Raw genomic sequence first — 24,120 nt, 5'->3', positions numbered from 1 at the left:
AGAATTGATAAAAAAGAAAACATCCTCTTTAATCAATTCCTTATCACTTAATTTTGACTTTCTCGATATAAAACTTCTAAACAAAAAACACATTGTTCATCATTTTCTCTTCTGGCACCGTAAGATTCACGGCAAATATGAAAGCCTTCTTCATAAATTTTCTCTAAATTCATACGAGACTTGGACATGCTTTGTTTTACTTCTTCTGCTGCGTTTTCTTCTTTTAATTCTTGTAAGTACTCCCGCAACTTTTGATTTTCTAATTCGAGTGTCGTATTTTTCTCAACAATTTCTTGTAAGGCTGCTTTCATTGCCGTTAATTGTTGCAATGAGCTTTCTAAATCTAATTCTAACTTGCTTAAACCATCATAAATATCACGTTTGTCCATGCTCACTGGCATCACCTGCTTTTTTTGCTTCATCGGCTGGGGCTGTTGTTTTAACAGCAACTTGTTGGGCCGCAAAATCTTTTAATTCATCATAATGATATTCCATTGGTGTTTCTTTTTGATAAAGGCGAACTTTGACAATTCGACTTAATAAATTTAGACCGATCACTTTGCCCTTACCATCTGGCGTATTAATTTCTTTGCCATAATCTGGTAATTCTTTTTTAGCCGCTTCGTACTCGTCATTTTCATATTTCAAGCAACACATTAAACGACCGCACAAGCCCGAAATCTTAGTTGGATTTAAAGATAGCCCTTGATCTTTAGCCATCTTGATTGAAACCGGGATAAAGTCGCCTAAAAAAGTTGAACAACACAACTGGCAACCGCACGGACCAATTCCACCTAATATTTTGGCTTCATCCCGTACACCAATTTGTCGTAATTCGATCCGCGTACGAAATTCACTTGCTAAATCTTTTACCAATTCACGAAAGTCAATCCGACCATCGGCTGTAAAGTAAAAAATCATCTTACTACGATCAAACGTATATTCCACTGAAACCAATTTCATCGCCAATTCATGTTGCCGGATTTTCTTTTTACCAATTGCAAAAGCCGCCTTGGCATCTTCTTCATTTTGAGCAGCCCGTTGTAGTTCCTCGTTTGAAGCAATATGTAAAATCGGCAGTACTTCATCTGGTAAATCACCACTGTCAATTTCCACTTTTGGAATAACAACTTCTGCCAATAATTTAACTTGTTGCGATTCAACGATCACTTTTTCTTCGTATCGGTATTCCTGCTGTTTGCCAGGGCGATAGTAATAGACATGACCAGCCTCTTTGTAGCGGACTCCTACCACTTCCATTAAAGTCCCTCCCTTACTTTAAGTTTATCTGTCTTTTATTAACCAGACACTTTATGAAAGACGAACAATTCGCAAAACCAATTGTTCACATACATTTTGAAAGGCAACATTTGCCCGTAATTTTTGTTCCGCTTGCAAAATAAGTTCTAACGTTTGGTTAACTATTTGTAAGCTTTGCTTGTTCTCAAGCTCATTTTGCCGCTGCTTGCGAAAATAAAACAACAGTATTTGAAATAATGTAAATTGTTGTTCCTTTTCTTTTGCTAAGGGAACCAGTTTTTTTTGAACAAAAATAAAAGCTTGTAAATCGGCTTTTTCAAGGTAACGATGCCAAGTTAAAACAGCATCCTTAGCACTATTAAACCATTCATCTGATGAGAATTCAATCGCTTTTTCATAACTATTGGTAAGGCTTGCAAGTAAAAGTGCGCTTTGTTCTTTGATCCCTTGTGTTTTTAAACTTTCAACCAATTGTCCCTTTGATAGAGGAGTAAAATGAATCAGCTGACAACGGGATTGTATAGTTGGTAAAATACGTCCCAGCGCATTGGTTTCTAAAATTGCCAATAGGCCTGCTTGGGGTTCTTCTAAAAATTTTAACAAACTATTGGCTGCATTGTGATTCATTTTTTCTGCATCGGAAATAATGAACACTTGACGTTTAGACTCAAATCCTTTTTTGCCAAATTCTGCTTGTAATCGCCGCATTTGATCTACTTTAATCGTTTGGCCTTCTGGTTTAATTACTTGCACATTGGGGTGTTCATTTAAAGCAATTCGGGTGCAGTTATTGCATACATTACAGGGCTCATTTGCGACTACATTCGTACAAAAAAGACGTTTTGCTAGCCACAAGCTCATCTGATGTTTGCCTGTTCCCGTCTCCCCTTCAAAAAGATAAGCATGAGCCAGACGCTCATGCTCGACACTTTTTTTTATTTGGGCAAAGACATGAGGCTCATTTTTTAATAAAAATTCTTGCTCTGTCATTTTCCTTGCTCCTTAATATTGATGAAATCCTTCAACTGGTAAAACAAACACTGTCGCGCCACCGACTTCAACTTCCACCGGATAAGGCACTTGACCATCTAAAGAAATATCTAAAGACATTGGAGTAGAAACATATTGTTTTCGTGATTGACAAGTCTTTTTAATTAACTCTAATGCTTCTTGCATCCGCTCATCTTCAATCCCGATAATAAAAGTGCTGTTACCAGCTTTTAAAAAGCCACCAGTAGAAGATAATTTGGTTGCGCGGATATTATTATCGATAAATTCATTTGCCAAACGGTTACTATCTTTATCTTGTACAATCGCCATAATTAATTTCATAAAACTGCCTCCTTTTAGTGGAAAAACTACACAAATTACTCATTCAAGTTTACCCAAGTAACGCTCTTAACTTCGGGTTTAGTTTAAAGATAATTAACACGCAACTATCTTTAAAACTATTTTCCTTCATTTCCTAACGGTGAACTAAAAAAACTGCGGATACGCTTCTGTAATAGCAGTAAAACTTGCATCGACGACTTCTTGTAAACTCATACGGGCATCAACTTTGTGAATTCGGATAGGATCTTCTTCTGCTAATTTCAAATAAGCATGTCGCACGCGTTGATGAAATTCTAAACTTTCAATCTCCAAGCGATCTGCTTCACCATGACGCGAATTTTCGATTCGTTTTAAACCAGTATCTGAATCAACATCCAAATAAAGCGTGAAATCTGGTTTTAAACCCTCTGTTGCAAATTCATTAATCTTAGCAATTTCTGGAATACCAATTCTGCGTCCAGCTCCTTGATAAGCCAAAGAACTATCCACAAAACGATCACAAATCACGATTTTACCAGCATTTAAAGCCGGCATGATCACTTCGACTAAATGTTGTCGTCTAGCAGCTGCATATAATAAAGCTTCCGTCCGATCATCCATCTCTTCATTACGTGGGTCTAAAATAATTTTTCTGATTTTTTCAGCGATTTTTACACCGCCAGGTTCCCGCGTTTTAACGATGCCGCGTTTGGCAATCAGCTGAATCCGAGGAAATAATTCATTAACAACACTGGTTTTGCCAGCGCCGTCTGGTCCTTCAATCGTGATAAATAATCCATTCACAAGTTTGTCCTCCATTATCGATTAACATTATTGTACAAAAAAAACATAAAATTTGAAACTTTATAACTCACGCCGGCCCTCAACAGCTTTTAAAAGTGTCACTTCATCGGCGTATTCAATATCGCTACCAACAGATAAGCCATGAGCTAAACGCGTTACTTTAATGCCAGCCGGTTTAATTAAGCGTGACAAATAAATTGCGGTGGCTTCTCCTTCAGTGGTTGCATTTGTTGCTAAAATTACTTCTTTTACTTCATCATCATGAAGTCGTTTTAAAAGGCTCGGAACATTGATATCTTCTGGCCCTGTTCCTTCCATTGGTGACAAAACACCGTGTAAAACATGATACAACCCATGATATTCCCGCATCTTTTCCATTGCCATGACATCTTTTGGCTCTTCCACTACTAAAATTGTACTACGGTCACGACTTTGATCCGAACAAATGGGGCAAGGATCTTCTTCTGTGATATTGCCACAGATGCTACAAAAATGTAAATCGCGTTTGACACTTAAGAGGGATTTGGCAAATTCATTGACAACTTCATCTTTCATATCAATGGTATAAAATGCTAAGCGCGTTGCGGTCTTTTGTCCAATTCCGGGCAACTTCATATAACTGTCTATTAATTTGGCAATTGGTTCTGGATATTGCATACATATTTCTCCTTAGCTAAAACGGCTATTACTTGCTTTAAAATCCGGGCATGCCTTTAGTATATTTACCTAACGTTTGTTCGGTTTCTTTTTCAATTTTTGTTAGCGCGTCATTTACCGCCATCATTACTAAATCTTGTAGCATTTCACTATCTTCTGGATCAATGACATCTGGTACGACCGTTAACCCAATCATTTTGCGATCACCTGTAAAAGTTGCTTTAACATATTCATTGGTGGAAACACCCACAAATTCTTTTTCGTTTAAAGCCGCTTGTGCTTTGGTCATTTCCTTTTGCATTTTTTGTACTTGTTTCATCATGCCTTGCATATTTCCCATGCCACGCATCATATCAACCACTCCTTTAAATTTTTAATTAATCATCAATTACTTTTACAACATCTTCACCAAATAACGCTACAGCTTTTTGGGCTGGGTCTTCTAGTGGCATCTCCTCAGGAGGGAGATGATTTAATAAATCATCATCTTCTATTCCCGCTTCCGCTAAATCAGAAACACTATTTTTTGTCTTCTCAACTTTTGAATCAGTTGAACTTGCGGTTGGCTGGGCCTCTTCTTGCTCATTTTTTTCATTGCTGTCTTCTGCCAACAAGCTGCCATTTTTTTGAGCAGTCACAAACTCTCGTCTTAAATCTTGCCAACTTGCACTTGTTAAATAGACCGGCGTCGGGGCATAATTTGGAATCATTTTACTTAAATTTGTCCCTACTAATTGGCTCATTTCCTCGTCATCGATCGCCTTTTGACAGATAATTTCGTAATCAAAAGTAATCACCAATCCTGCTGGGCTCGCTGCTCTAACTTGGCCTTGTCGTAAGACAGCTTTTTTGGTAATCGGTAAACTTGCCAATAAATCTTCCCAAACATTTTGCGTTTGATGGAGATTCTCTTTAGTTGCGGCTTTTAATATTGTAAACACTTGGTTACGAGGAACTCGTAAATTATTTTGCTTTTGTTTTGGTGTATGATCCGTAGTTTTTTTAGGAGCTACGGTTATTTGATTATCTGCTACTTGTAACTGTTTTAATCTTGTTTCAAGTTGCGCTACTTTTTGCTTTAATTCAGTAATGACAGCAGCTGTTTCATCGTGAGCTACCGTTAGTTGCTGAGCAGTCTGTTCTTTTGGTATGACAGATATATTTGCTTCAGGTTGCTTACTTTCTGCTAATTTTACAATACAGACTTCTAAATAAATAGTTGGGCTATTGGTAAAACGCACCTCATTTTGTGTTTCATTTAACGTTTTAATCCAATAAAAAATTTGTTGACTACTTAATTGCTGGGCTAATTGTTTAAATTCGGCAGTCAAATGGCCGGCCTTTTGTTCTAGCAATTGGGGTGCCTTTTGATACAACAGTAAATCGCGACAGTAGACTAACAAATTTTCAATCAACCGTCTTGCTTCTTTTCCCTCTGCTAAGATATTCGCTAAAGTAGTTAAGGCAGCGGCGGCATCATGGTTTAAGCACTGAGCTAAAAGTTGATCCATCATCTCATAGGTCAAACTACCGGTAACTGCCATCACATCCGCTAAAGTAATCGTACCATCAGCAAAAGAAATAGCTTGATCCAACATCGACAACGCATCCCGCATACCACCTTCTGCGGCTTGGGCAATAATTTCTAAGGCTTGCTCTTCGTAGGGCTGATTACTTTCTTCCAAAATATACGCCATCCGACCGACGATTGCGCTTGTATCAATTCGTTTAAAGTCAAAACGCTGCGTTCTAGAGATAATTGTCGCTGGAATCTTATGCGGTTCTGTAGTCGCTAAAATAAAGACTAAACTTTCTCTAGGTTCTTCTAGCGTTTTTAATAACGCATTAAAAGCACCAGTAGAAAGCATGTGCACTTCATCGATAATATAAACTTTATATTTTCCCTTAGTTGGAGAATAATTCGCTCGTTCTGTTAAGAAACGAATTTCGTCCACACCATTATTACTAGCTGCATCAATTTCAATTACATCGTCAAACTGACCATTTGTGATAGCACGACAATTTTCACACTCATTACAAGGTTCACCATCGTGACTATTCGGACAGTTAATTGCTTTGGCAAAAATTTTTGCTGCGCTGGTTTTACCTGTTCCTCTGGGCCCAGTAAATAAATATGCATGTGAAATTTTTTGTTGACTAATCGCATTTTTTAAGGTTTGCGTAATCGCATCTTGGCCCACTACGTCATCAAAACGCTGAGAACGCCAAACACGATAAAGGGCTTGATAGGCCATATTTTGCCTCACTCTCTTTAAATTCACTATTTTCTATTATACGCAATTTTCAGCAAAAAAACTAGTTTTGACGTGTTCTTTTATCAATTCTAAAACCTTGTTTCGTCAAAGCAGGCAGCAGCTTGTTACTATGCTATAATTTTATTATAGTAGACGCTTTCTTAATTTTTGAAAGTGCTATCGTGATAAAAAAAGGAGGATTTTACATGGGAATTATTAAAGCTGCAACAGGAGCCGTTACTGGTGGTTTAGCCGATCAATGGCTAGAGGTGATTGAACCGGCGGATATGGGTGACAATACTGTTTTAACCAAAGGGGTTCAAGTTAGAAAAGATGCCAAACGTAACGCTAATAAAAAAGCTACAAGTGATGTCATTACAGATGGTTCTGTCATTCACGTTTACCCTAATATGATGATGCTTTTAGTGGATGGTGGTAAAATTATCGATTACACCGCTGAAGAGGGGTACTACACTGTCAAAAATGACGCAGCCCCTTCTCTTTTTAACGGTTCATTAAAAGATGCGGTAAAAGAAACATTCAGCCGGTTTAAATTTGGCGGCACAACACCACAAAAACAACAAGTCTTTTATATTAATTTACAAGAAATTAAAGGCATTAAATTTGGCACTCCCGCACCTTTAAATTACTTTGATAATTTTTATAACGCGGAATTATTTTTAAGAGCCCATGGAACGTATTCCATTAAAATTACTGATCCGATTTTATTTTATACAAATGCTATTCCAAAAAATAAAGATCAAGTGGAAATTGACGATATCAATGAACAATATTTAAATGAGTTCTTAACTGCCCTACAAGCAACCATCAATCAAATGTCTGCCGATGGGGTCCGTATTTCTTATGTTCCCTCAAAAAGTATGGAATTAAGCAAATATATGGCCGAAGTTTTAGACAAAGATTGGAATACTTTACGGGGCATGGAAATTGTGGCCGTAGCCGTAGCAAGTATTTCATATACCGATGATTCGACTAAACTAATCAATATGCGTAATGAAGGGGCTATGCTGGGAGATCCTAATATTCGCGAAGGTTACGTCCAAGGTTCTGTTGCCAGAGGGATGGAAGCAGCCGGTAAAAACGATGCTGGTGCTGCGACTGGCTTTTTTGGTATGGGAATGGGGATGAATACTGGTGGTAATTATTTAAATCAAGCTAGCCAAAACAATCAACAACAAATAAATAATCAGCAAGCAAGTAATCAACAAACTAACCAAGATACAACCGCTGCTAGTGAAACTTGGACTTGTCCGCAATGCGGTACTGAAAATACAGGTAAATTCTGTAGCAACTGTGGTACACCAAAACCAGCTCCCTCAGGTAAAGTCGATTTAAAAATGAAATGCAGTGAATGTGGTAGTATTATTGATCTTTCAAACGGCATTCCAAAATTCTGTCCGGAATGTGGTAAACCATTCAAAGGCGTACCACTGGATTAACGATTAAAATAAAAATTTTCCAATAAAGAAATAAGGAGTGACGCCATGGACGCATTAACCCATAAATGTCCCAACTGCAATGGTCCACTAACTTTTAATCCTGACGATCAGAAGTTTCATTGTCCTTATTGTGGCAGTATTTTTACCGTGGATGAATTAAGCGCTTTTGAAGCAAAACAAAAAAGCACGCTGGAACAACCTGAAATTCCACCTGAAGTAAATACCGATACGCCCGTTACTGGTGGAGTAACAACAGAAAAAAATGCAACGACTGATACCGTAGACAGTAAAGTAGCTGCTACAGATAACGCTACAGAAGCCACTGTAGAAAAAATGGAACTTTACCTTTGTCCCAACTGTGGCGCAGAAATTGTAACGGATGCCACGACCGCTGCCACTTATTGTTATTACTGCCATAATCCGGTCGTCTTACAAGGGCGTCTTTCAGGTAAATTTTTACCCGACAAAGTATTGCCTTTTGCAATTGGCAAAGAAAAAGCGACAGCAGATTTTTTAAATTGGGCGCAAAAAAAATTCTTTGTCCCAAAAGACTTCTTTGATGAAAATCAAGTTGAAAAATTAACGGGTGTCTATTTTCCTTACTGGCAAGTTGATGCAAAAGGATCAGGCAGTCTAATGGGAAACGCAACATCTATTCGCGTTTGGATTGTAGGGGATATTGAATATACCGAAACTAAGCAATATGCCATTAGCCGTAAGGGAAAGCTGACTTTTAAAGAGCTTGTCAAAAACGCGTTGACCAAAAATACACCGCAAAAAATGGTTGCAAGCGTTCAACCTTTTCCCTTAGAAAAAGCCGTTCCTTTTAAAAATCAATATTTAGCTGGTTTTCAAGCCGAAAAACGCGATATTGAATACGCCGATTTAAAAGATGAAGTTGCCGCAGAATTAAGTGATTACGGTGAAAAGAAACTACGAGAGACCGTGGGTAGCTTTACCACCTTTACGAAAACACAACAAGATCTCACGCTGACTGAAACAAAATCTTCTTATTTACTATTACCTGTCTGGCTCGTTACCTATCGCAGTTTTAATCAAGATAAAAAAGTTTTTTATTATGCGATGAATGGTCAAACCGGAAGAGTCAGTGGTGTTTTACCCATTAGCTATAAAAAATTAGGACTAGTCTCTGCAGGTATTTTTTTAGGTCTATTTCTACTATTTTTATTAGGAGGTTATTTCCTATGAGAAAAATATGCAGTAGCCTGACCTTACTTGCCACTTTTCTTTTTTTATTGCTACCTTTACCAGTCTACGGGGCAACGGATTATATTAACGATGAAGCACAGCTTTTTAGCCCTGAACAAACCAATCAACTAAATCAAGAAGCAGAAAAATTAGGGCAAAAAATAAAGGGCGGAATTTATCTTGTCACTACCGATACCAATGAAGAGGAGCCCCGCAGTTTTGCAAATGAGTATTTGCGAGACAAAGTGGGCAATAATCAAAATGGTGCCGTCTTTTTAATTGATTTGAACCAACGAGAAATGTACGTGGCAACTTCTGGTAATATGATTGATTATTTGACTGACTCACGTCGCGAGGAATTTTTTGACACTGTCAGTAGTGATATGAGTAGTGGTAATTATTACGCTGCTAGTACTACTTTTTTAAATAAAATGACAGAATATGTCAATGCTGGCGTTCCTGGTGGTCATTATCGTATTGACGAAGAGACGGGCAAAATTAGCTATTATAAAACAATCACCTTATTAGAAGGTTTCATTGCTTTTGCACTAGCTTTAGTAGCTAGCATTGCCTTTTTTGTCATTGTCAAATCCCGTTATCAATTAAAATTAGGGACATATAAATATCCCTTTAGAGCAAATACACAACTTGAACTAACTGAAAATGAAAATCGTTTGATTAATTCTTTTGTTACCACCAGACGTATTCCTCGTAATAATACTAGCGGTGGTGGCGGAAGCGGCGGTAGCACTACTAATTCTAGTGGTGGTGGTACTTTTGGTGGCGGCGGGCGTGGCTTTTAGTGCCTTGTTACCAATTATAAAAAAACTAGCGCTTGATTATTCACTTCCTAGCGGTGAAAAATCGAGCGTTAGTTTTTTAAATTATTTCTTTAAAAACAGAAAAATCAATATTGCCACCTGAAACAATGGCAATTGTTTTCTTTCCTTTCAGCAGATGATCGATATGACCACTTAAAATAGCCGCAGTACTCAAAGCTCCTGCACCTTCAGCAATCACTTTTTCTTTTAAAGCTAGATAATGAATCGCTTCTTCGATTTCTTCTTCTTCAACTAGCACAGTTTCATCAATGCGCTCTTTTAAAATTTCATAAGTCAATTCCCCCGCTAAAGCCACATCACAGCCATCAGCCAAAGTTTTAAAACTTCGGTTAGCAATGAGTTTTTGTTGCCAAATAGACGAAATCATTCCGTGTACATGATAAGATTGTACACCGATAATTTTCACTTCGGGCCGGTAAGTTTTAAGTGCTAAGGCAATACCCGCAATTAGCCCCCCGCCTCCAATTGGAACAATGACATTGTCAACTTCTGGCAAATCTTGCAACAGCTCAATTCCAATCGTTCCTTGACCGGCCATAACTGCACAATCATCAAAAGGTGATACAAAAACTTCACCACTTCTTTTAACTTCCGCTAATGTAGCAGTTTTTGTTTCATCAAATGTATCACCAACTAATTCTACTTTAGCACCATAACTTTCTGTTGCAGAAATTTTTGTCTTAGGCGCCCCTTTTGGCATAAAAATCCGCGCATTAATATTTAAAAGAGAAGCTGCAAGAGCTACTCCTTGCGCATGATTACCAGCAGAACAAGCAATTACACCACGCTGTTTTTCTTCAGGAGTTAACGTTGCTAATTTATTATATGCTCCCCGGGCTTTAAACGAGCCTGTGCGTTGTAAATTTTCTAATTTCAAATAAATTTCGCCGTTTTTTTCTTGGCCCAAAATATTACTTGGAGCCAAGGGAGTATGAATCATTAAAGAATTGATCCGTTCATAAGCTTTTAAAATACTATAAAGCGCTTGGTTTTGCGTTTCTGAAATCATTTTTTTCACCTTCTTGTTAGCGTTTACAAATACATTGAAACACGAATTAAAACAAATAGCAATAACCTTTTACAAAACAAAAAAATAACAAGAGTTACCAGATATTTATCGGCTACTCTTGCTATTGTTTTACTGTATGTAGTGAAATAATCAACGAAAAACTAAATGATAATTCTCACTGCCACTTGTTTCAATAAATTGATATAAAATCAACTCCATTAATGCAATCATCGAAATATGAGAAGTAATATCCAAATGATTTAAACTAATCTCATCAGTAAACAAGTAAAGGTTTAAGTCACTTGAATTTTGCAAAAGGTTATTATCTGCCCCTGTAATGGAAACAATTAGCGGGTGGTTTTGACTTTTTAACTTCCGCACTGCTTCAATTAATTCTAAATCTTCCCCTTTGTAACTGAAAATAAACACAATATCATTTTTTTCAGCTTGCTGCTGGGCAATTGCACGGGTTTGATGGTCTTCAGGAAAAATAACAAAAAAACCAGCCGTGTTATACAAATATTTTACATAGCGCATGATTTCTTTACTGAGCCCTTTAGCAAAAAGGAAAATCTTAGGCTTTTTTTGTAGTTGGGTCACAATTTGCGTTACTTTATCCGTATCCATCACCCGAACCGATTCAACCAAATTTTTCAAATATTCTTCACGATAATCTTTTTGACTTACAACAAACGGGCTAGACTGGGGAATTGTTTTTTTGTTTAAAAGAGTGTACTTAATTACTGTTGTAAACTCACTGAAACCTGAAAATCCCAGTTTACGAACAAAGCGCAAAAAGGTAGTGGTCGAAACGAAACAATCATCAGCAACTTCACGAATACTTTTATTTTTGATGTTATCTAGATTCGTAATGACGTAATCAAACAACACTTGTTCATTCTTAGTCAATTCTGCAATATGACTGTTGACGATTTCAAAAAAATCCATCGTTTCTCTCACCTTTCATGTTGTGGTATTCCTTGTGCAATACAGTGAATATTGCCGCCTCCAAGTAAAATTTCCCGGGCTTTTATCCCAATCACTTCATAGCCTGGATAAAGTTCTTTTAATAATTTTTCTGCCTTTTCATCATTAGGATCATCAAACAGGGGAAAGACGATTCCATTATTAGCCGTATAATAACTAACGTAAGTTGCAGTTAAGCGATCTCCAGCTAACCGTGGCAACATGCCATTAACTGGATCTACCCCGGCTGCTTCTTCATTAGTAATATACAAAGATTTCGGCAATTCCAATTTATGAATTTTAAATTTTCTACCTTTGGCATCTTTTTGGCTTAGTAAAACAGCTTCAGCCTCTCGGGTAATCTCATACATCGGATCATTAGGATCTTCACACCAAGTTAAAACAATTTCCCCTGGTGCAATAACATTTAACAAATTATCAATATCGCCATTAGTTTCATCTAAGAAAAAGCCTCTAGGAAACCAAATAACTTTTTCAATTCCACAGTATTCTTTTAAGATTTCTTCTATTGCCGCTTTTTTTAATTGGGGATTACGTCCTTCTGATAATAAACATTCTTCTGTAGCAAAAAGAGTTCCCTCGCCATCAGTATGAATGGAACACCCTTCTAAAACAAAATCTTTTAATTGATAATAATCGATTCGTTCCAAATCACAAAGCTTACGAGCCAGTAAATCATCTTGATCCCAAGGGAAAAACAAACCATCTAATAACCCACCCCAAGCATTAAAACGAAAATCCACACCGCGTAATTTTCCTAACTTATTCATGACTAAAATAGGACCTGTATCTTTTAACCAGGCATCATCGTTACTCATCTCCACCACCCGAATTTTATTACTCAGCTGATGACGCGCATTCAAAAATTGTTGTTTTGAAACCAGAACTGTCACATTTTCGAATCGACTAATCGCTTCTGCTACTTGTTGATAAACTTTTTGAGCAGGTTTACCACCAAGTCGCCAGTTATCCGTACGCTCTGGCCAAATCAAGTAACATTCTTTATGAGGTAGCCACTCGGGAATTATTTGAAATCCATCTCGCCTTGGTGAAGTTTCTACTAACATCAAAGCTTCCTCCTTATTTTATCTCTTAACCTTTATAGTTTTTAGTTTTATTAGCTCAGATTTTTTCTTCTATTTAACTATACCACAGCTCTAAATCTTTTGTTATTTTTTGTCAGAAAAAGCCGAACCATTCGGCTCGACTTTCCCATTTTTAATTTGCTATAAAATCTTTCAAATGACTTTTTTGTTCCAAACTTTTGCCACCATAAAGAATGGTACCGGCATCTTCTTTTAGTAGAGCATCTAAATTAGCTAAAGAAGTAATGACTGCTCGCGCATTAGGACGGGCTTTAACAAACGCCAAGGCTGCTTCTACTTTTGGTAACATACTTCCAGGGGCAAATTCCCCCTGTTCTTTGTATCTTTCTAACGTTTCAATATCTACTGTTGTAAGATTTTTTTGCTCTGGTGTATTGAAATGAACAGCGACGTTTGAAACCCCAGTTAAAATAATCAATTCGTCCGCATCAACAATTTCAGCAATTTTTTCTGATGCAAAATCTTTATCAATTACCGCTTCTACACCTGTTAAGCCTTCGTTTGTAGTAATGACAGGAATCCCGCCACCACCACCTGCAATAACTAAAGTATCAGTTGCTACTAGCGCTTTAATCGTTTCAGATTCAACAATATCAATCGGTTTTGGGGAAGCCACCACTTTGCGCCAACCACGACCAGCATCTTCTTTATAAGTAACCTTATTTGCTACCATTTCCATTTTTGCTTTTTCTGCTGTTAAAAAAGGTCCCACAGGTTTAGTAGGATTTTTAAAACCTGGATCGTCAGCCGCAACAATCACTTGTGTTAATAAAGTTGCAACTGGTTTTTTTATCTTGCGCTTTTTTAACTCGTTATCTAATGCTTGCGTCAACCAATATCCAATACTTCCTTGTGTCATGGCGACACTAGTATCTAAAGGCATTTCTGGATTTTCTGGAGAAGCAGCGGCTTTTTGTTGTAGTAAGAGATTTCCCACTTGAGGACCATTTCCATGAGAAATTATGACTTTATAACCCGCTTCAATCAGACTGACTAAAGCAGTTGCTGTTTTTGCCAGTGCTTTTTGTTGTCCTGCAGCTGTTGGATCATCGGTTAAAATAGCATTACCACCTAAAGCCACCACAACTGTCTTAGTCATCTTCATGCCTCTCCTTTCGGAATTTGTTGGGTGATACAGTGAATATTACCGCCCCCTAGCAAAATTTCCCGCGCATACACGCCTACGATTTTACGATCTGGATATAATTTTTGTAATGTTTCTTTTGCTTTTTCATCCATTGGATCATCAAATAAAGGATATATAACCCCACCATTTGCAGTGTAGTAATTAACGTAACTAGCAGCCAAACGGTCGCCTACTTGGCGTGGTAAAGTACCATCGACTGCATCAACACCACCGCTTTCTTCTTCATTAATTAAGATTGGTTTTGGTACATATAATTTAGTCACATTAATTTTTCGGCCTTTAGCATCTGTCTCACTTTCCAAAATATCTAAACACTCTTTTGAAATTTCATATTGCGGATCATTTTTATCATCTGTCCAAGCTAATGCTACTTCGCCTGGGGCAACAAAATTAGCAATATTATCCACATGACCGTTTGTCTCATCTAAATAAATACCACGTTTTAACCATATTACTTTTTCAATATTTAAGTATTCTTTTAAAATATTTTCAATCTGTTCTTTTGATAACTGTGGATTTCGTCCTTCTGATAATAAGCACTCTTCGGTTGTAATTAACGTTCCTTCGCCATCAACATGAATTGAGCCACCTTCTAAAACAAAATCGTTTAATCGATAGCGATCTTTCCATTCATTTTCACAAATTTTTTGCGCTACTTGATCGTCTTTATCCCAAGGGAAATATAAGCCATCAACCAAACCACCCCAAGCATTAAATGTCCAATCAACGCCTCTAGTTTCTCCTTTGCCATTCGTCACAAAGGTTGGGCCACAATCTCTAACCCATGAATCATCACTGGCAATTTCAACTACCCGAATATTTTCTGGTAACATATGACGGGCATTGTTGTATTGATCGGGATTCACCCCCATTGTAACTGGTTCAAAAGCAGAGATTGCCTTCGCAACTTCCACAAAAGCTTGTTGGGCAGGCTTACCTCCATCGCGCCAATTATCTGGACGTTGTGGCCACAACATATATACGCCCTCATGTGGTGCAAACTCTCCTGGCATTTTAAACCCATCTTGACGTGGTGAACTATCAATTGTTTTCATCTGTAATAACTCCTTTTCCATGTTTTTCTCTTGCTGAGAAGCGAATCACAATTTCACCTATCACAAAAGCGAGTAGTGTACCAATTAAAACAGGTATTTTGGCATTCATTTCTGCACTACTTGTATCAAGGGGTACAACTGAGAAAATTAAAGTAATAACTAATAAAATCATCGGTACAAATGTCATAACTTTCAATAACCAGTTTGGTCCGGGTACTTTAAACGGTCGTACTGCATCTGGATCGATTTTGCGTAGTTTCAAAAAAGCTGGAAACATCATAATGTAAGAAAGCAATAAGGCGACAACATTTAATGAAAAGAACGCCCAAAAGATATTTTCATTTGGAATAAACGGTGCTGCTACAACTAAGATAGAAGCGATAATACCATTTACAATAGAAGCGCCAACGGGCATATCGTTTTTAGGATTTTCTTTAGCAAAAATAGCCGGCATGTCTTGATTTTTAGCTGCGTATAAAGCAACATAGTTTACACCCAGCGCCCAAGAGATTAGATTCGCTGCCAAAGTATACATGAATAAGATGCCAATAATCACTACGAAAGGATTTAAACCGCCTACTAATAAAATGAAACTATCAATTAAACCACCTGAAGCAGATAGTTGGTCTGCAGGTACCGCAGCCCCCATACCAAAAGCGGCAAAAAGATAAAAGAAGGCGATTAAAATACCACCATAGATAATAGCTTGTGGAATTTGCTTTTTGGGATTATCCATATCACTTGCTAGGGTAGTAACGACTTCAAATCCTAAGAAGTTAAACAAAATGACCGATAAAAAGCTTAAGTTTTGAATATCAAACTTCGGTAATAATGCTGCACCGGAGAAATCATTTGCCATTCCTTTAGTGACTGCATGGTAAATACCTAAAATACCCAAACAAACCATAATTGCAACTTTTGCAAAAGCAGCAATATTTAAAATCCATTTACTATCACTAACCGGATAACAACTAACAATCGTGACAAACCAGATAAAAATAAGTTGAATCAACACTAAAACGGGAGTACTTAAGTGAATTTGAAAAATTTGTGTTAACACTTCTTGGAATAAAACCGCAAGACTTGCCATCCAAATCGGAAAGTTAATCCAATAAAACCAAGCAACACGTGCTCCCCAACGACGGCCATAAGCTTTTTTTACCCAATCATAAATACCACCTTCGTCATCATAAGTTGTCCCAAGTTCTGCTGAGATTAAACCATAAGGGAGGAAAAATAAAATTAATAATAATCCCCACCAGAAGAATTGCGAAGATCCAATTGCCGCAGCTGGTGCTGCCGACTCTACTACCAAAATAACAACGACGGCCATTAAGACCGCATCAAAAAGACGAAACTTCTTCTTTTCCTTCATAATTGTGCTCCTTTCAATGAGCCCGAACTGAAAAGTTGCGCAAACTCAACCCGATTAAAAAATCAGGTCAAGTTTGCAGGAACTTTTCAAAATTGCGAATTTTTTTAGTCTTTGCGTTCTAATTGACGTTTTGGTTGCAACATATATTGTAATTCGCCATCAAACTTAGCCGCTAATGCTTCATCGGCATAATCTAAATAAGGATTTAAGAAGTAAACCAGTAAAGCCCGCATAGCAGTTAAGCGATTTTCTGCTTCATCTAAAACGACAGATTGTTTGCCGTCTAATACTTCATCTGTGACTTCTTCTCCCCGTGTTGCTGGTAAACAATGCATAAATTTAGCATGAGGTGCTGCTTTTGCCATTAGTTCATCATTGACTTGATATTTTGGATAAAAGACATTCATTCGTTCTTCTTCTGATAATTCAGCTTCATATAAGCCATACCACACGTCGGTATAGACAAAGTCTGCATCTCGCAACGCTTCATCGGCATCTTCTGTAATTAAGATACTGCCACCAGATTTTTCTGCGTTTGCTTTACCGATCGCCAATGTTTCTTCTTTAATTTGGAAACCTTTTGGACCAAATTGAACAAAATCCATTCCCATTTTGGTTGCCATAAACATTGTTGAAACACAAACTTGTGTCGCGTCACCGACAAAAACAATTTTACAATCAGATAATTTTTTCCCTGCCGGCAAATGTTCAGTCATCGTGATAATGTCCCCTAATTCTTGCGTTGGGTGATTATAATCACTCATACCATTAATGACTGGAATCGTAGCATCTTTTGCTAGCGCTACAACCGATTCATGACGTTCTACGCGCGCCATCAAAATATCAACTAAGCGAGATAATACGCGAGCTGTATCTCCCAAACTTTCATGGCCTCCTAATTGAATTTGACCTGGTGCTAGATATTGTGCATGGCCACCTAATTGAGTCATTGCTGTTTCAAAAGAAACGCGGGTACGGGTAGAAGATTGTTCAAAAATCATTCCTAATGTTTTATTTTTAAGTAATAATGGATAATGTCCGTGTTTGATACTATCTTTAATTTTTAAAGCTAACGCGATTAAATATTCAATTTCTTCTTTAGTAAAATCATTTGTGTCGATAAAATCTCTTTTTTGCATGGTATAACGCTCCTTTAAGTGATTGATATGTTTGTCTTTACTCGAGTAATGCTTTTGACATCTTCAGCATACCGTGAGGCACTTATTTTAGAAAGGGGTTTCAAGCCTTTAGAAAGGAGCTTGTGATAAAGAAAACATGTTACATTTCCCGTAACATGTTACACTAACCCTTAAAAATGATTTAAAGTCCTTTTGGCTAAATATTTTATTACAGCTAACTTATCGTATTTTCGTGATAAATTGACTTTAATTTGCGGAATTTTTAGCAGAAGATTATAGTAGAATTAGTAACATTTATACAAACTCTGATTTCTTAAATAAATAAATTTGCTCTAAATGTACTAAATAGCTACGGGGATTTTGAGCAAAAATTTAGTGTTAAAGGAGATGAAAAAAATGTTTCGTGTTGGTATTTTTGAGATTTTGTGTCGTTTAGGTCTAGTGATTTTAACAAGTGGTATTATCGGGTTTGATCGCGAACAAAAAAATCGCCCCGCTGGCATGCGTACCCATATTCTCGTCGGAATTGGTGCTTGCATTATCGCCATGATGCAACAAGAAATTGCCGCTCAAGCTGTGATCTTTGCCAAAAGCAACCCGCAAATCGCTACTGTCATTCGAGCCGACCAAGCTCGTCTTATCGCTCAAGTTGTTAGTGGTATTGGTTTTCTTGGCGCTGGAACAATCGTTGTGACCCATCACTCTATTCGTGGGTTAACTACTGCTGCTTCTTTATGGGCCACAGCCGGATTGGGTTTAGCAATCGGCATGGGCTATTATGCGATTGCATTGTTAAGTTTTATTGCCGTAATTGCCGTTTTAGTTTTACTAAAGAAAATTGTTCATGTGCCAACAAATAAAAACTTTCAAATTAAATATATCAACCCTGAAGAGGCAGAACCCTTCATTAATGAATTTTTTAAAAGTCGCAAGATAAAGGCAATTACCACCGACTATTCCGTTGATACACAAGATGAGGTAAAAATTTTTCGTAAAAAATATGCAATTGCTTTTATTAGTGCTGATACTTCAGCAGAAATTATTGATGGCCTAGCACAAAATAAAAATATTATCGCTGTACGGGCCTTAGCAAAATAAGCTAATTAATCTGTGATAGAAGTTTTTTACTTTATGTAAAAACAATGAATCTTAAAGGAGCTTTCGATGACATTTGAAAAAATTCAACAAATCTATCCCAATGCGCGTTTTAGTAATACACCGGTGGATGATCCTAAGTTTTATTCTATTCGGCTAGAAGACGGCTTTGCACTCTTACTTACAAGTAGCCTAACCAAAAATGAACGTAGCCTCTTACAACTACTGTCAAATCCCATAAAGGAACCCAAAACTGCCGCAACTCATCGCTGGTATCGTATCTTGTTTAAAGGCGACAGTACACCAAATACTAATCAAGTGCGTATTTTACAAGTGAAATTAAAAGGTGGCAAAGATTTTGAAAAAACAACTTGGCAACAGGCTGTGACAGAAATCATTCAAGCTGTTGCTGATGCATTTTGGCTTAGTCAAGATAATTTTATTTTAGTGGAAAACAAGGAAATCGGTAATTTTTCAACAAGTGAACTATTTAGTATTTTCCAAGCCCTTGATAGTGATTTCGACTCTTATAGTCAGGTTTTTATTGGCGAATTTCATAAAACTGACGGTAACATTTCCCAAGATTTTCAAACCGAAAGACAAATATTTTTGCAACAAGCGCATCGCAATAATAGTCAACAAAATTTTACATTAGCCAATTCAGCGGTTGACTATTTTATGTTTGAACCAATGCAAAACATTCCGCTTTTTAAAAATTTATTTGAATTATGGTTTAATGACTCTGAAATGACCGCAATTTTAGAAGCGTTATGGCAAGCCCAAGGCAATGTTAGTTCTGCAGCGAAGACATTATTTTTGCATCGTAATACTATTAGTTACCGGATTGACAAATTTCAAGAAGCAACGGGACTTGATTTGAAGAAAATGGACGATTTAATGTTTTGTCATCTATTGATTACTTGTTTTTCTGAAACAAAATAAAAAGATTGTAGCAAGTTAGTTATTTGAAAGAATAAAAATAAATTTGGCAAAAAGTAAGGTATTATAAGATTTTTGTCACACCTTGCTATCATTCAAAAAGCAAAATAGAGGAGAGGTAACAAAAGTCTTGTTACCTCTCCTCTTTTCCGAATAAACGTTGTGACAAAAGCAACTTCTATCACACCTTCTTTATTTTTAGCATGTTTTTTAGATCAAAATTTTTAATTTCCTTTTTCTAAACTCCTTTTGTGATCAGCTTTAATTTGAGCCAATAAAGCTGGTTGCGTAAATAAATCCAAAGCTGTTTTAGCTAGTAATTCTGCGGCAATAGCAATTGATGCTAAACCTTTATCGCTTTTTGCCGCTGCTTTAAATTCTTCTGAGTGACCGGCAATATAAGTATCTGAAATAGACACAGTTGGTTGAATGGTGGGAACAACTTGACTAACATTCCCTACGTCAGAAGAACCTAAGCTCGTTTTTATGTTCGTTTCAATCTCATTTGAAGGAATTTTTAACGCTATCAAATGTTGAAAGAAAAGATCATCAAAACTCGGTGTGACAATCACATCGTCAACAGCATTTTGAAAAAGCCCAAATTCATAAGTTGCCCCAGTTGCTAGAGATGCGGCCTTGACGATATTTTCCACTTTCTGATAAACCTCGTTTAACGTACTGCGATTTTTTGCCCGCAGATAAAAACGACCCGCGGCATATTCGGGAATGACATTAGCTGCCACACCACCGTCAGTAATAATGCCATGAATATTCACATCTTTTGGCAAAAATAGGCGCAAACTGTTAATTCCGTTAAAGACTTGTAATAAAGCTTCTAAAGCACTAATCCCTTTTTCTGGTGCACCAGCTGCGTGAGAGGCACGGCCATAAAATTTAATATCAACTGGATCATTGGCTAAAGAAGCTGTCGTTTTGCCATAACGATAAGCCGGATGAACACATAACGCAGCGTCAACATCTGCAAAAAATCCTTCACGAACAAAACTTCCCTTAGCAGAACCATTTTCGCCACCTTCTTCACCAGGAGTTCCATATACCCGAATTTCACCACCAAAATCAGCGATTACGTCTTTTAAAGCACTAGCTGCTAAAACAGAATAAGTTCCAAAAAGATTATGTCCACATGCATGACCAATTCCAGGTAGTGCATCAAATTCTGCTAAAAAGGCGATGACAGGACCTGGTTTACCCGAAGTAAAACGGGCGTCAAAACCGGTTCTATGACCAGCCACATCTTTTTTGACCGTAAAACCTTCTTTTTCCAATTGTTTCACTAACGCATCAGATGAATAAAACTCATAATTACTAACTTCAGGATGATTATGAATATCTAAAGCAATTTCTTGATAAGTTGGCAAACTAGCTTTAATAAATTCTTCGATGTGTTGCTGTCTTGTAGTTATAGTTGTAGACATATTCTTCACTCCTCTTTTTTTTATCGGTTGCTACATTCTTTTTTATTTGAAATGATGATTTTTATTGCGAATTCTATTTTTATTTACGACCAAAGGTTTCCCAAGCAGGAATACTGGATCCTTTTGAAGTTTCTTCAATCACTTTTTCAGTTGCTTTTGTTTGATATGCATCTACAATTTTTTGATAAACTTTGTTATTTGCATCTTCTTTTCGTGCCACGATTATATTGACATAAGGGCGGGCATTGTCATCCACCGGTTCTAAAAAAATGGCATCTTTTGTCGGAGTAAAGCCTGCATCCACTGCCACACCACTATTAATGACAGAAATATCCACATCAGATAAAGCGCGGGCAGTTTGAGCAGCATCTAATTCAGTAATTTTCAATTCCTTTTTATTTTCAGTGATATCAGAAACAGTTGGTGTTTGTTTTTTAGCTGGATCGACTTTGATTAAACCCGCTGTTTGAAGTAATAGTAAAGCACGTCCACCATTTGTGACATCATTTGGAATGGCAACTTTCGCGCCATCTTTTAATTTGTTTACGTTTTTTAATTTGTCAGAATAAATTCCTAAAGGCGCATTGACGGTATTCCCAATTGAAACCAAGTCCGTTTTATGTTCTTTATTGTAGTTATCTAAGAAAAATTGATGCTGAAAAGAATTTAAATCAATTGATTTGTCTGCTAATGCAGCATTGGGCTGATTATAGTCTGTGAATTTGACATATTCTAAATTAATTCCTTCTTTTTTAAGACGATCTTTTACATTATCCCAAACATCTGTATCAGACCCAATTACGCCCAGTTTCACTGTTGTTTCTTTTTGTGTTTCACTTTTTGCCTTAGCATCACCTTTTGAACAACCTGTACCAACAAATAATAACGCAAGCGCAACGACACCAAATTTCACTAATTTTTTCATTCCAAATTCCTCCACATTTTACTTATATTAATGACTAATTTTTTTAATCACTTGATTACTAATAAATTGACTGATAAAAACTAAAATTAAAATTAATAAGGTTGCCACAATCGTCACATCGGTTTGGAAGCGATTATAGCCTCGAGAAATTGCTAAATTACCCAGCCCCCCTGCACCAACTGCTCCCGCCATCGTCGTTAATCCAATCACATTAATTATCGTTAAAGCTGAAACACGGACAATGCCTGGTAATCCTTCTAGTAAATACACACGAAAAATAATGCCTAAAGGACTCGTTCCCATTGATTCTGCTGCCTCAATTACCCCTTGATCAACTTCTAATAGTGCATTTTCAATTTGACGCGCAAAAAATGGAACAACTCCTACAACTAAAGGAACTAATGCTGCTTTTTCACCAATAGTTGTTCCGACCACAAAACGGGTTACTATGGCTAAAAGCGAAAGCATAATGATAAAAGGAATGGAGCGGATGATATTAATCAATTTATCTAAAATGCTATATAATAAATGATTTGGTAAAATACCTTCTGGGCGGCTGACTACTAAAATGACACCTAATATGATGCCAAATACCCCACCAACTAATGCAGTCCAAAATGACATGTAGAGTGTCTGTTTGGTTGCTTCAATAAATTCATCAGGTATAGCTAAAACATTGGGAAAATACTTTTCTAATAATGATTGCATCTTAAAAACCTCCCATAACAACTTTGGCACTTTCTTGGTGATACTTTAAAACATTGGTATAGACACCGAGTTTTTGCAAATATTTTAAGGCTTGGTGTCGCTGATTTTCTTCACCCGCAAGTGTCACAACCAAACTTCCCAATGGCACATCTTGAATGATTTCAACATTGCCGTACAAAATATTGGTAGTTACTTGGTAGCGGCTATACAATTGGGCAATCAATGGTTCATTCGTTTGATCTCCCACATAAGCCAACTCCACTAGCCATTCATTATCTGCTAAAAGACTAAACTTTTTACTACTCAAAATCGTCTCTAACGCTTGATCGATATGCGTAGCAGTCCGAATAAAATCACGGGTTAAAACTTGTTTGGGTTGACTAAAAACTTGGATACTACTCCCTTTTTCGATAATTTTTCCTGCTTGCATTACCGCAACTTTATTACAGATTTCTTTAACCACCTGCATTTCATGAGTAATTAAAATAATCGTCAATCCCAACTTCTTATTTAAATCTTTTAATAATGATAAAATCTGTAACGTTGTTTTTGGATCTAGTGCACTTGTCGCTTCATCACATAATAAAATACTGGGGTCATTGGCTAATGCTCGCGCAATAGCTACCCGTTGCTTTTGTCCCCCTGATAATTGGGAAGGATAACTATTGGCTTTATCTGCAATACCAACAAGATTTAATAGTTCTGCGACTTTTTGTTGACGCTCCTGTTTGGATTTTCCTGAGTATTTAAGCGAAAATGCCACGTTTTCAAAAATCGTCCGACTGTTCATTAAATTAAAATGTTGGAAAATCATCCCAATTTCTTTGCGTTTTTCGCGCAACGCTTTATCTTTTAAAGACGTTAATTCAGTGCCGTCAATCGTTACCGTCCCAGTCGTTGGGCGTTGCAATAAATTAATAACCCGCACCAATGTACTCTTACCTGCACCAGAGTAACCTACAATGCCATATACATCCCCAGTTTGAATATGCAAGTTTACATCTTTAACAGCGTGAATTTCTTTGTCTTTTTCTTTAGTAAAAGTTACCGAAATATCCTTTAAATCAATCATGTTTCTCCTCCTAAAACTCCTTATTATTTCGTCTTTTTAAAAGCGTCACATTCGTTTTTGTCCCATCTTATTTATCCTTTCTTAAAACATTTAGTAAAAAAAAAGCATCCTCAAACAAAGAAATATTCTTTGCTTGAGGACGCTTTTTTGCGTGTTACCACCTCATTTTGAATTTAGCTCACACTAAATTCCTCTTCAAGTACTAGCATACTCTAGTGCTATAACAGGCACACCTGCTAGCTTCTCACTTTTTGCTCGAAGCTAGATTACTCATAGGCCATTTTCAACAACTTCCTTTTTACTTCTTTTCAGCTACCGAAGCTCTCTTT

At 37.0% G+C, this 24,120-nt stretch carries 24 protein-coding genes and 1 other annotated feature (1 of these 25 only partly in view); of the genes, 5 read left to right on the top strand and 19 right to left on the bottom strand.

The window, feature by feature from the left end:
- Positions 1 to 47 precede the first annotated feature (47 nt).
- The 8 genes from RU96_RS00410 to dnaX form a co-directional block, all read right to left on the bottom strand.
- Complete coding sequence (locus tag RU96_RS00410) at positions 48 to 389, bottom strand: DNA replication initiation control protein YabA (protein WP_071863578.1); 342 nt, start codon at positions 387 to 389, stop codon at positions 48 to 50.
- Positions 376 to 1,260 carry a PSP1 domain-containing protein gene (locus RU96_RS00405; protein ID WP_071863577.1) on the bottom strand — a complete coding sequence of 295 codons (885 nt, stop codon included), beginning with the start codon at positions 1,258 to 1,260 and terminating at the stop codon, positions 376 to 378. Before RU96_RS00405 ends, RU96_RS00410 begins: the two co-directional genes overlap by 14 nt.
- 51 nt (positions 1,261 to 1,311) lie before the next feature.
- The gene (gene holB / locus RU96_RS00400; protein WP_071863576.1) at positions 1,312 to 2,250 is read right to left on the bottom strand and encodes a DNA polymerase III subunit delta'; all 939 of its coding nucleotides are present in this window, start codon (positions 2,248 to 2,250) and stop codon (positions 1,312 to 1,314) included.
- Positions 2,251 to 2,262: 12 nt separating this feature from the next.
- Positions 2,263 to 2,592 carry a cyclic-di-AMP receptor gene (locus RU96_RS00395; RefSeq protein WP_071863575.1) on the bottom strand — a complete coding sequence of 110 codons (330 nt, stop codon included), beginning with the start codon at positions 2,590 to 2,592 and terminating at the stop codon, positions 2,263 to 2,265.
- A gap of 144 nt (positions 2,593 to 2,736) precedes the next feature.
- Positions 2,737 to 3,375, bottom strand: coding sequence for a dTMP kinase (tmk, locus tag RU96_RS00390; RefSeq protein ID WP_016172582.1), 639 nt, complete (start codon positions 3,373 to 3,375; stop codon positions 2,737 to 2,739).
- A gap of 60 nt (positions 3,376 to 3,435) precedes the next feature.
- Positions 3,436 to 4,032 (bottom strand): recombination mediator RecR, encoded by a 597-nt coding sequence (recR, locus tag RU96_RS00385; protein WP_071863574.1) that lies wholly within the window; start codon positions 4,030 to 4,032, stop codon positions 3,436 to 3,438.
- A gap of 37 nt (positions 4,033 to 4,069) precedes the next feature.
- On the bottom strand, positions 4,070 to 4,384 hold the full coding sequence (locus RU96_RS00380; protein ID WP_071863573.1) for a YbaB/EbfC family nucleoid-associated protein: 315 nt from the start codon (positions 4,382 to 4,384) through the stop codon (positions 4,070 to 4,072).
- A 25-nt stretch (positions 4,385 to 4,409) separates the two neighbouring features.
- The gene (gene dnaX, locus RU96_RS00375; protein WP_071863572.1) at positions 4,410 to 6,287 is read right to left on the bottom strand and encodes a DNA polymerase III subunit gamma/tau; all 1,878 of its coding nucleotides are present in this window, start codon (positions 6,285 to 6,287) and stop codon (positions 4,410 to 4,412) included.
- A 206-nt stretch (positions 6,288 to 6,493) separates the two neighbouring features.
- On the opposite strand from dnaX, the gene RU96_RS00370 reads away from it, so the two are divergent.
- The 3 genes from RU96_RS00370 to RU96_RS00360 are packed head-to-tail and all read left to right on the top strand — an operon-like array spanning position 6,494 to position 9,759.
- Positions 6,494 to 7,747: an SPFH domain-containing protein gene (locus RU96_RS00370; protein ID WP_071863571.1), complete on the top strand. Its 1,254-nt coding sequence runs from the start codon at positions 6,494 to 6,496 to the stop codon at positions 7,745 to 7,747.
- A gap of 45 nt (positions 7,748 to 7,792) precedes the next feature.
- Entirely contained in the window at positions 7,793 to 8,956 is a 1,164-nt protein-coding gene (locus tag RU96_RS00365; protein WP_071863570.1) for a TFIIB-type zinc ribbon-containing protein, read from the top strand.
- Positions 8,953 to 9,759, top strand: a complete 807-nt coding sequence (locus RU96_RS00360) for a TPM domain-containing protein (RefSeq protein WP_071863569.1) — start codon at positions 8,953 to 8,955, stop codon at positions 9,757 to 9,759. The genes RU96_RS00365 and RU96_RS00360 overlap by 4 nt, the downstream gene beginning before the upstream one ends.
- Before the next feature lie 76 nt (positions 9,760 to 9,835).
- Here RU96_RS00360 and RU96_RS00355 read toward each other — a convergent pair whose 3' ends face one another.
- The 7 genes from RU96_RS00355 to ptcA form a co-directional block, all read right to left on the bottom strand.
- The gene (locus RU96_RS00355) at positions 9,836 to 10,807 is read right to left on the bottom strand and encodes a pyridoxal-phosphate dependent enzyme (protein ID WP_071863568.1); all 972 of its coding nucleotides are present in this window, start codon (positions 10,805 to 10,807) and stop codon (positions 9,836 to 9,838) included.
- A gap of 150 nt (positions 10,808 to 10,957) precedes the next feature.
- A complete protein-coding gene (locus tag RU96_RS00350) occupies positions 10,958 to 11,755 on the bottom strand; it encodes a MurR/RpiR family transcriptional regulator (protein WP_071863567.1) in 798 nt (265 codons plus the stop codon).
- Positions 11,756 to 11,763: 8 nt separating this feature from the next.
- Entirely contained in the window at positions 11,764 to 12,861 is a 1,098-nt protein-coding gene (aguA, locus tag RU96_RS00345; protein WP_071863566.1) for an agmatine deiminase, read from the bottom strand.
- Positions 12,862 to 13,012: 151 nt separating this feature from the next.
- On the bottom strand, positions 13,013 to 13,999 hold the full coding sequence (arcC, locus tag RU96_RS00340; RefSeq protein WP_071863565.1) for a carbamate kinase: 987 nt from the start codon (positions 13,997 to 13,999) through the stop codon (positions 13,013 to 13,015).
- Positions 14,000 to 14,001: 2 nt separating this feature from the next.
- Entirely contained in the window at positions 14,002 to 15,102 is a 1,101-nt protein-coding gene (aguA, locus tag RU96_RS00335) for an agmatine deiminase (RefSeq protein WP_071863564.1), read from the bottom strand.
- Positions 15,089 to 16,477, bottom strand: a complete 1,389-nt coding sequence (locus RU96_RS00330; RefSeq protein ID WP_071863563.1) for an APC family permease — start codon at positions 16,475 to 16,477, stop codon at positions 15,089 to 15,091. Before RU96_RS00330 ends, aguA (RU96_RS00335) begins: the two co-directional genes overlap by 14 nt.
- A gap of 104 nt (positions 16,478 to 16,581) precedes the next feature.
- Positions 16,582 to 17,616, bottom strand: coding sequence for a putrescine carbamoyltransferase (gene ptcA / locus RU96_RS00325; RefSeq protein WP_071863562.1), 1,035 nt, complete (start codon positions 17,614 to 17,616; stop codon positions 16,582 to 16,584).
- 396 nt (positions 17,617 to 18,012) lie between these two features.
- Here ptcA and RU96_RS00320 point away from each other — a divergent pair, with 396 nt between their 5' ends.
- Positions 18,013 to 18,714, top strand: coding sequence for an MgtC/SapB family protein (locus RU96_RS00320; protein ID WP_245813049.1), 702 nt, complete (start codon positions 18,013 to 18,015; stop codon positions 18,712 to 18,714).
- Between the two features lie 66 nt (positions 18,715 to 18,780).
- The gene (locus tag RU96_RS00315) at positions 18,781 to 19,653 is read left to right on the top strand and encodes a helix-turn-helix domain-containing protein (protein WP_071863560.1); all 873 of its coding nucleotides are present in this window, start codon (positions 18,781 to 18,783) and stop codon (positions 19,651 to 19,653) included.
- A 221-nt stretch (positions 19,654 to 19,874) separates the two neighbouring features.
- Here RU96_RS00315 and RU96_RS00310 read toward each other — a convergent pair whose 3' ends face one another.
- From RU96_RS00310 to RU96_RS00295, 4 genes are all read right to left on the bottom strand, one after another.
- Positions 19,875 to 21,086: a M20 family metallopeptidase gene (locus RU96_RS00310; protein ID WP_071863559.1), complete on the bottom strand. Its 1,212-nt coding sequence runs from the start codon at positions 21,084 to 21,086 to the stop codon at positions 19,875 to 19,877.
- 79 nt (positions 21,087 to 21,165) lie between these two features.
- Positions 21,166 to 22,011 (bottom strand): MetQ/NlpA family ABC transporter substrate-binding protein, encoded by an 846-nt coding sequence (locus RU96_RS00305; RefSeq protein WP_071863558.1) that lies wholly within the window; start codon positions 22,009 to 22,011, stop codon positions 21,166 to 21,168.
- Between the two features lie 27 nt (positions 22,012 to 22,038).
- Positions 22,039 to 22,719 (bottom strand): methionine ABC transporter permease, encoded by a 681-nt coding sequence (locus RU96_RS00300; protein ID WP_071863557.1) that lies wholly within the window; start codon positions 22,717 to 22,719, stop codon positions 22,039 to 22,041.
- 1 nt (position 22,720) lies between these two features.
- Positions 22,721 to 23,791, bottom strand: a complete 1,071-nt coding sequence (locus tag RU96_RS00295) for a methionine ABC transporter ATP-binding protein (protein ID WP_071863556.1) — start codon at positions 23,789 to 23,791, stop codon at positions 22,721 to 22,723.
- A 132-nt stretch (positions 23,792 to 23,923) separates the two neighbouring features.
- Positions 23,924 to 24,120 (bottom strand) — a binding site (T-box leader); it runs 40 nt beyond the window's last position.

The sequence above is a fragment of the Enterococcus canintestini genome (genome assembly GCF_001885735.1).
Taxonomy (GTDB): domain Bacteria; phylum Bacillota; class Bacilli; order Lactobacillales; family Enterococcaceae; genus Enterococcus_C; species Enterococcus_C canintestini.
Note: the sequence above shows the minus strand (reverse complement) of the source record. Positions and strands in the feature narration are given on the sequence as shown.

What these genes read in the sequence shown, in the direction of transcription:
- RU96_RS00295 (WP_071863556.1), bottom strand. Translation starts at nt 23,791, where the DNA reads ATGATTGATTTAAAGGATATTTCGGTAACTTTTACTAAAGAAAAAGAC.
- RU96_RS00350 (WP_071863567.1), bottom strand. Translation starts at nt 11,755, where the DNA reads ATGGATTTTTTTGAAATCGTCAACAGTCATATTGCAGAATTGACTAAG.
- aguA (WP_071863564.1), bottom strand. Translation starts at nt 15,102, where the DNA reads ATGAAAACAATTGATAGTTCACCACGTCAAGATGGGTTTAAAATGCCA.
- RU96_RS00395 (WP_071863575.1), bottom strand. Translation starts at nt 2,592, where the DNA reads ATGAAATTAATTATGGCGATTGTACAAGATAAAGATAGTAACCGTTTG.
- RU96_RS00370 (WP_071863571.1), top strand. Translation starts at nt 6,494, where the DNA reads ATGGGAATTATTAAAGCTGCAACAGGAGCCGTTACTGGTGGTTTAGCC.
- ptcA (WP_071863562.1), bottom strand. Translation starts at nt 17,616, where the DNA reads ATGCAAAAAAGAGATTTTATCGACACAAATGATTTTACTAAAGAAGAA.
- RU96_RS00330 (WP_071863563.1), bottom strand. Translation starts at nt 16,477, where the DNA reads ATGAAGGAAAAGAAGAAGTTTCGTCTTTTTGATGCGGTCTTAATGGCC.
- RU96_RS00315 (WP_071863560.1), top strand. Translation starts at nt 18,781, where the DNA reads ATGACATTTGAAAAAATTCAACAAATCTATCCCAATGCGCGTTTTAGT.
- RU96_RS00300 (WP_071863557.1), bottom strand. Translation starts at nt 22,719, where the DNA reads ATGCAATCATTATTAGAAAAGTATTTTCCCAATGTTTTAGCTATACCT.
- arcC (WP_071863565.1), bottom strand. Translation starts at nt 13,999, where the DNA reads ATGACTAAGACAGTTGTGGTGGCTTTAGGTGGTAATGCTATTTTAACC.
- RU96_RS00360 (WP_071863569.1), top strand. Translation starts at nt 8,953, where the DNA reads ATGAGAAAAATATGCAGTAGCCTGACCTTACTTGCCACTTTTCTTTTT.
- recR (WP_071863574.1), bottom strand. Translation starts at nt 4,032, where the DNA reads ATGCAATATCCAGAACCAATTGCCAAATTAATAGACAGTTATATGAAG.
- RU96_RS00305 (WP_071863558.1), bottom strand. Translation starts at nt 22,011, where the DNA reads ATGAAAAAATTAGTGAAATTTGGTGTCGTTGCGCTTGCGTTATTATTT.
- RU96_RS00320 (WP_245813049.1), top strand. Translation starts at nt 18,013, where the DNA reads ATGTTTCGTGTTGGTATTTTTGAGATTTTGTGTCGTTTAGGTCTAGTG.
- dnaX (WP_071863572.1), bottom strand. Translation starts at nt 6,287, where the DNA reads ATGGCCTATCAAGCCCTTTATCGTGTTTGGCGTTCTCAGCGTTTTGAT.
- holB (WP_071863576.1), bottom strand. Translation starts at nt 2,250, where the DNA reads ATGACAGAGCAAGAATTTTTATTAAAAAATGAGCCTCATGTCTTTGCC.
- RU96_RS00365 (WP_071863570.1), top strand. Translation starts at nt 7,793, where the DNA reads ATGGACGCATTAACCCATAAATGTCCCAACTGCAATGGTCCACTAACT.
- RU96_RS00380 (WP_071863573.1), bottom strand. Translation starts at nt 4,384, where the DNA reads ATGATGCGTGGCATGGGAAATATGCAAGGCATGATGAAACAAGTACAA.
- RU96_RS00410 (WP_071863578.1), bottom strand. Translation starts at nt 389, where the DNA reads ATGGACAAACGTGATATTTATGATGGTTTAAGCAAGTTAGAATTAGAT.
- RU96_RS00310 (WP_071863559.1), bottom strand. Translation starts at nt 21,086, where the DNA reads ATGTCTACAACTATAACTACAAGACAGCAACACATCGAAGAATTTATT.
- aguA (WP_071863566.1), bottom strand. Translation starts at nt 12,861, where the DNA reads ATGTTAGTAGAAACTTCACCAAGGCGAGATGGATTTCAAATAATTCCC.
- RU96_RS00355 (WP_071863568.1), bottom strand. Translation starts at nt 10,807, where the DNA reads ATGATTTCAGAAACGCAAAACCAAGCGCTTTATAGTATTTTAAAAGCT.
- RU96_RS00405 (WP_071863577.1), bottom strand. Translation starts at nt 1,260, where the DNA reads ATGGAAGTGGTAGGAGTCCGCTACAAAGAGGCTGGTCATGTCTATTAC.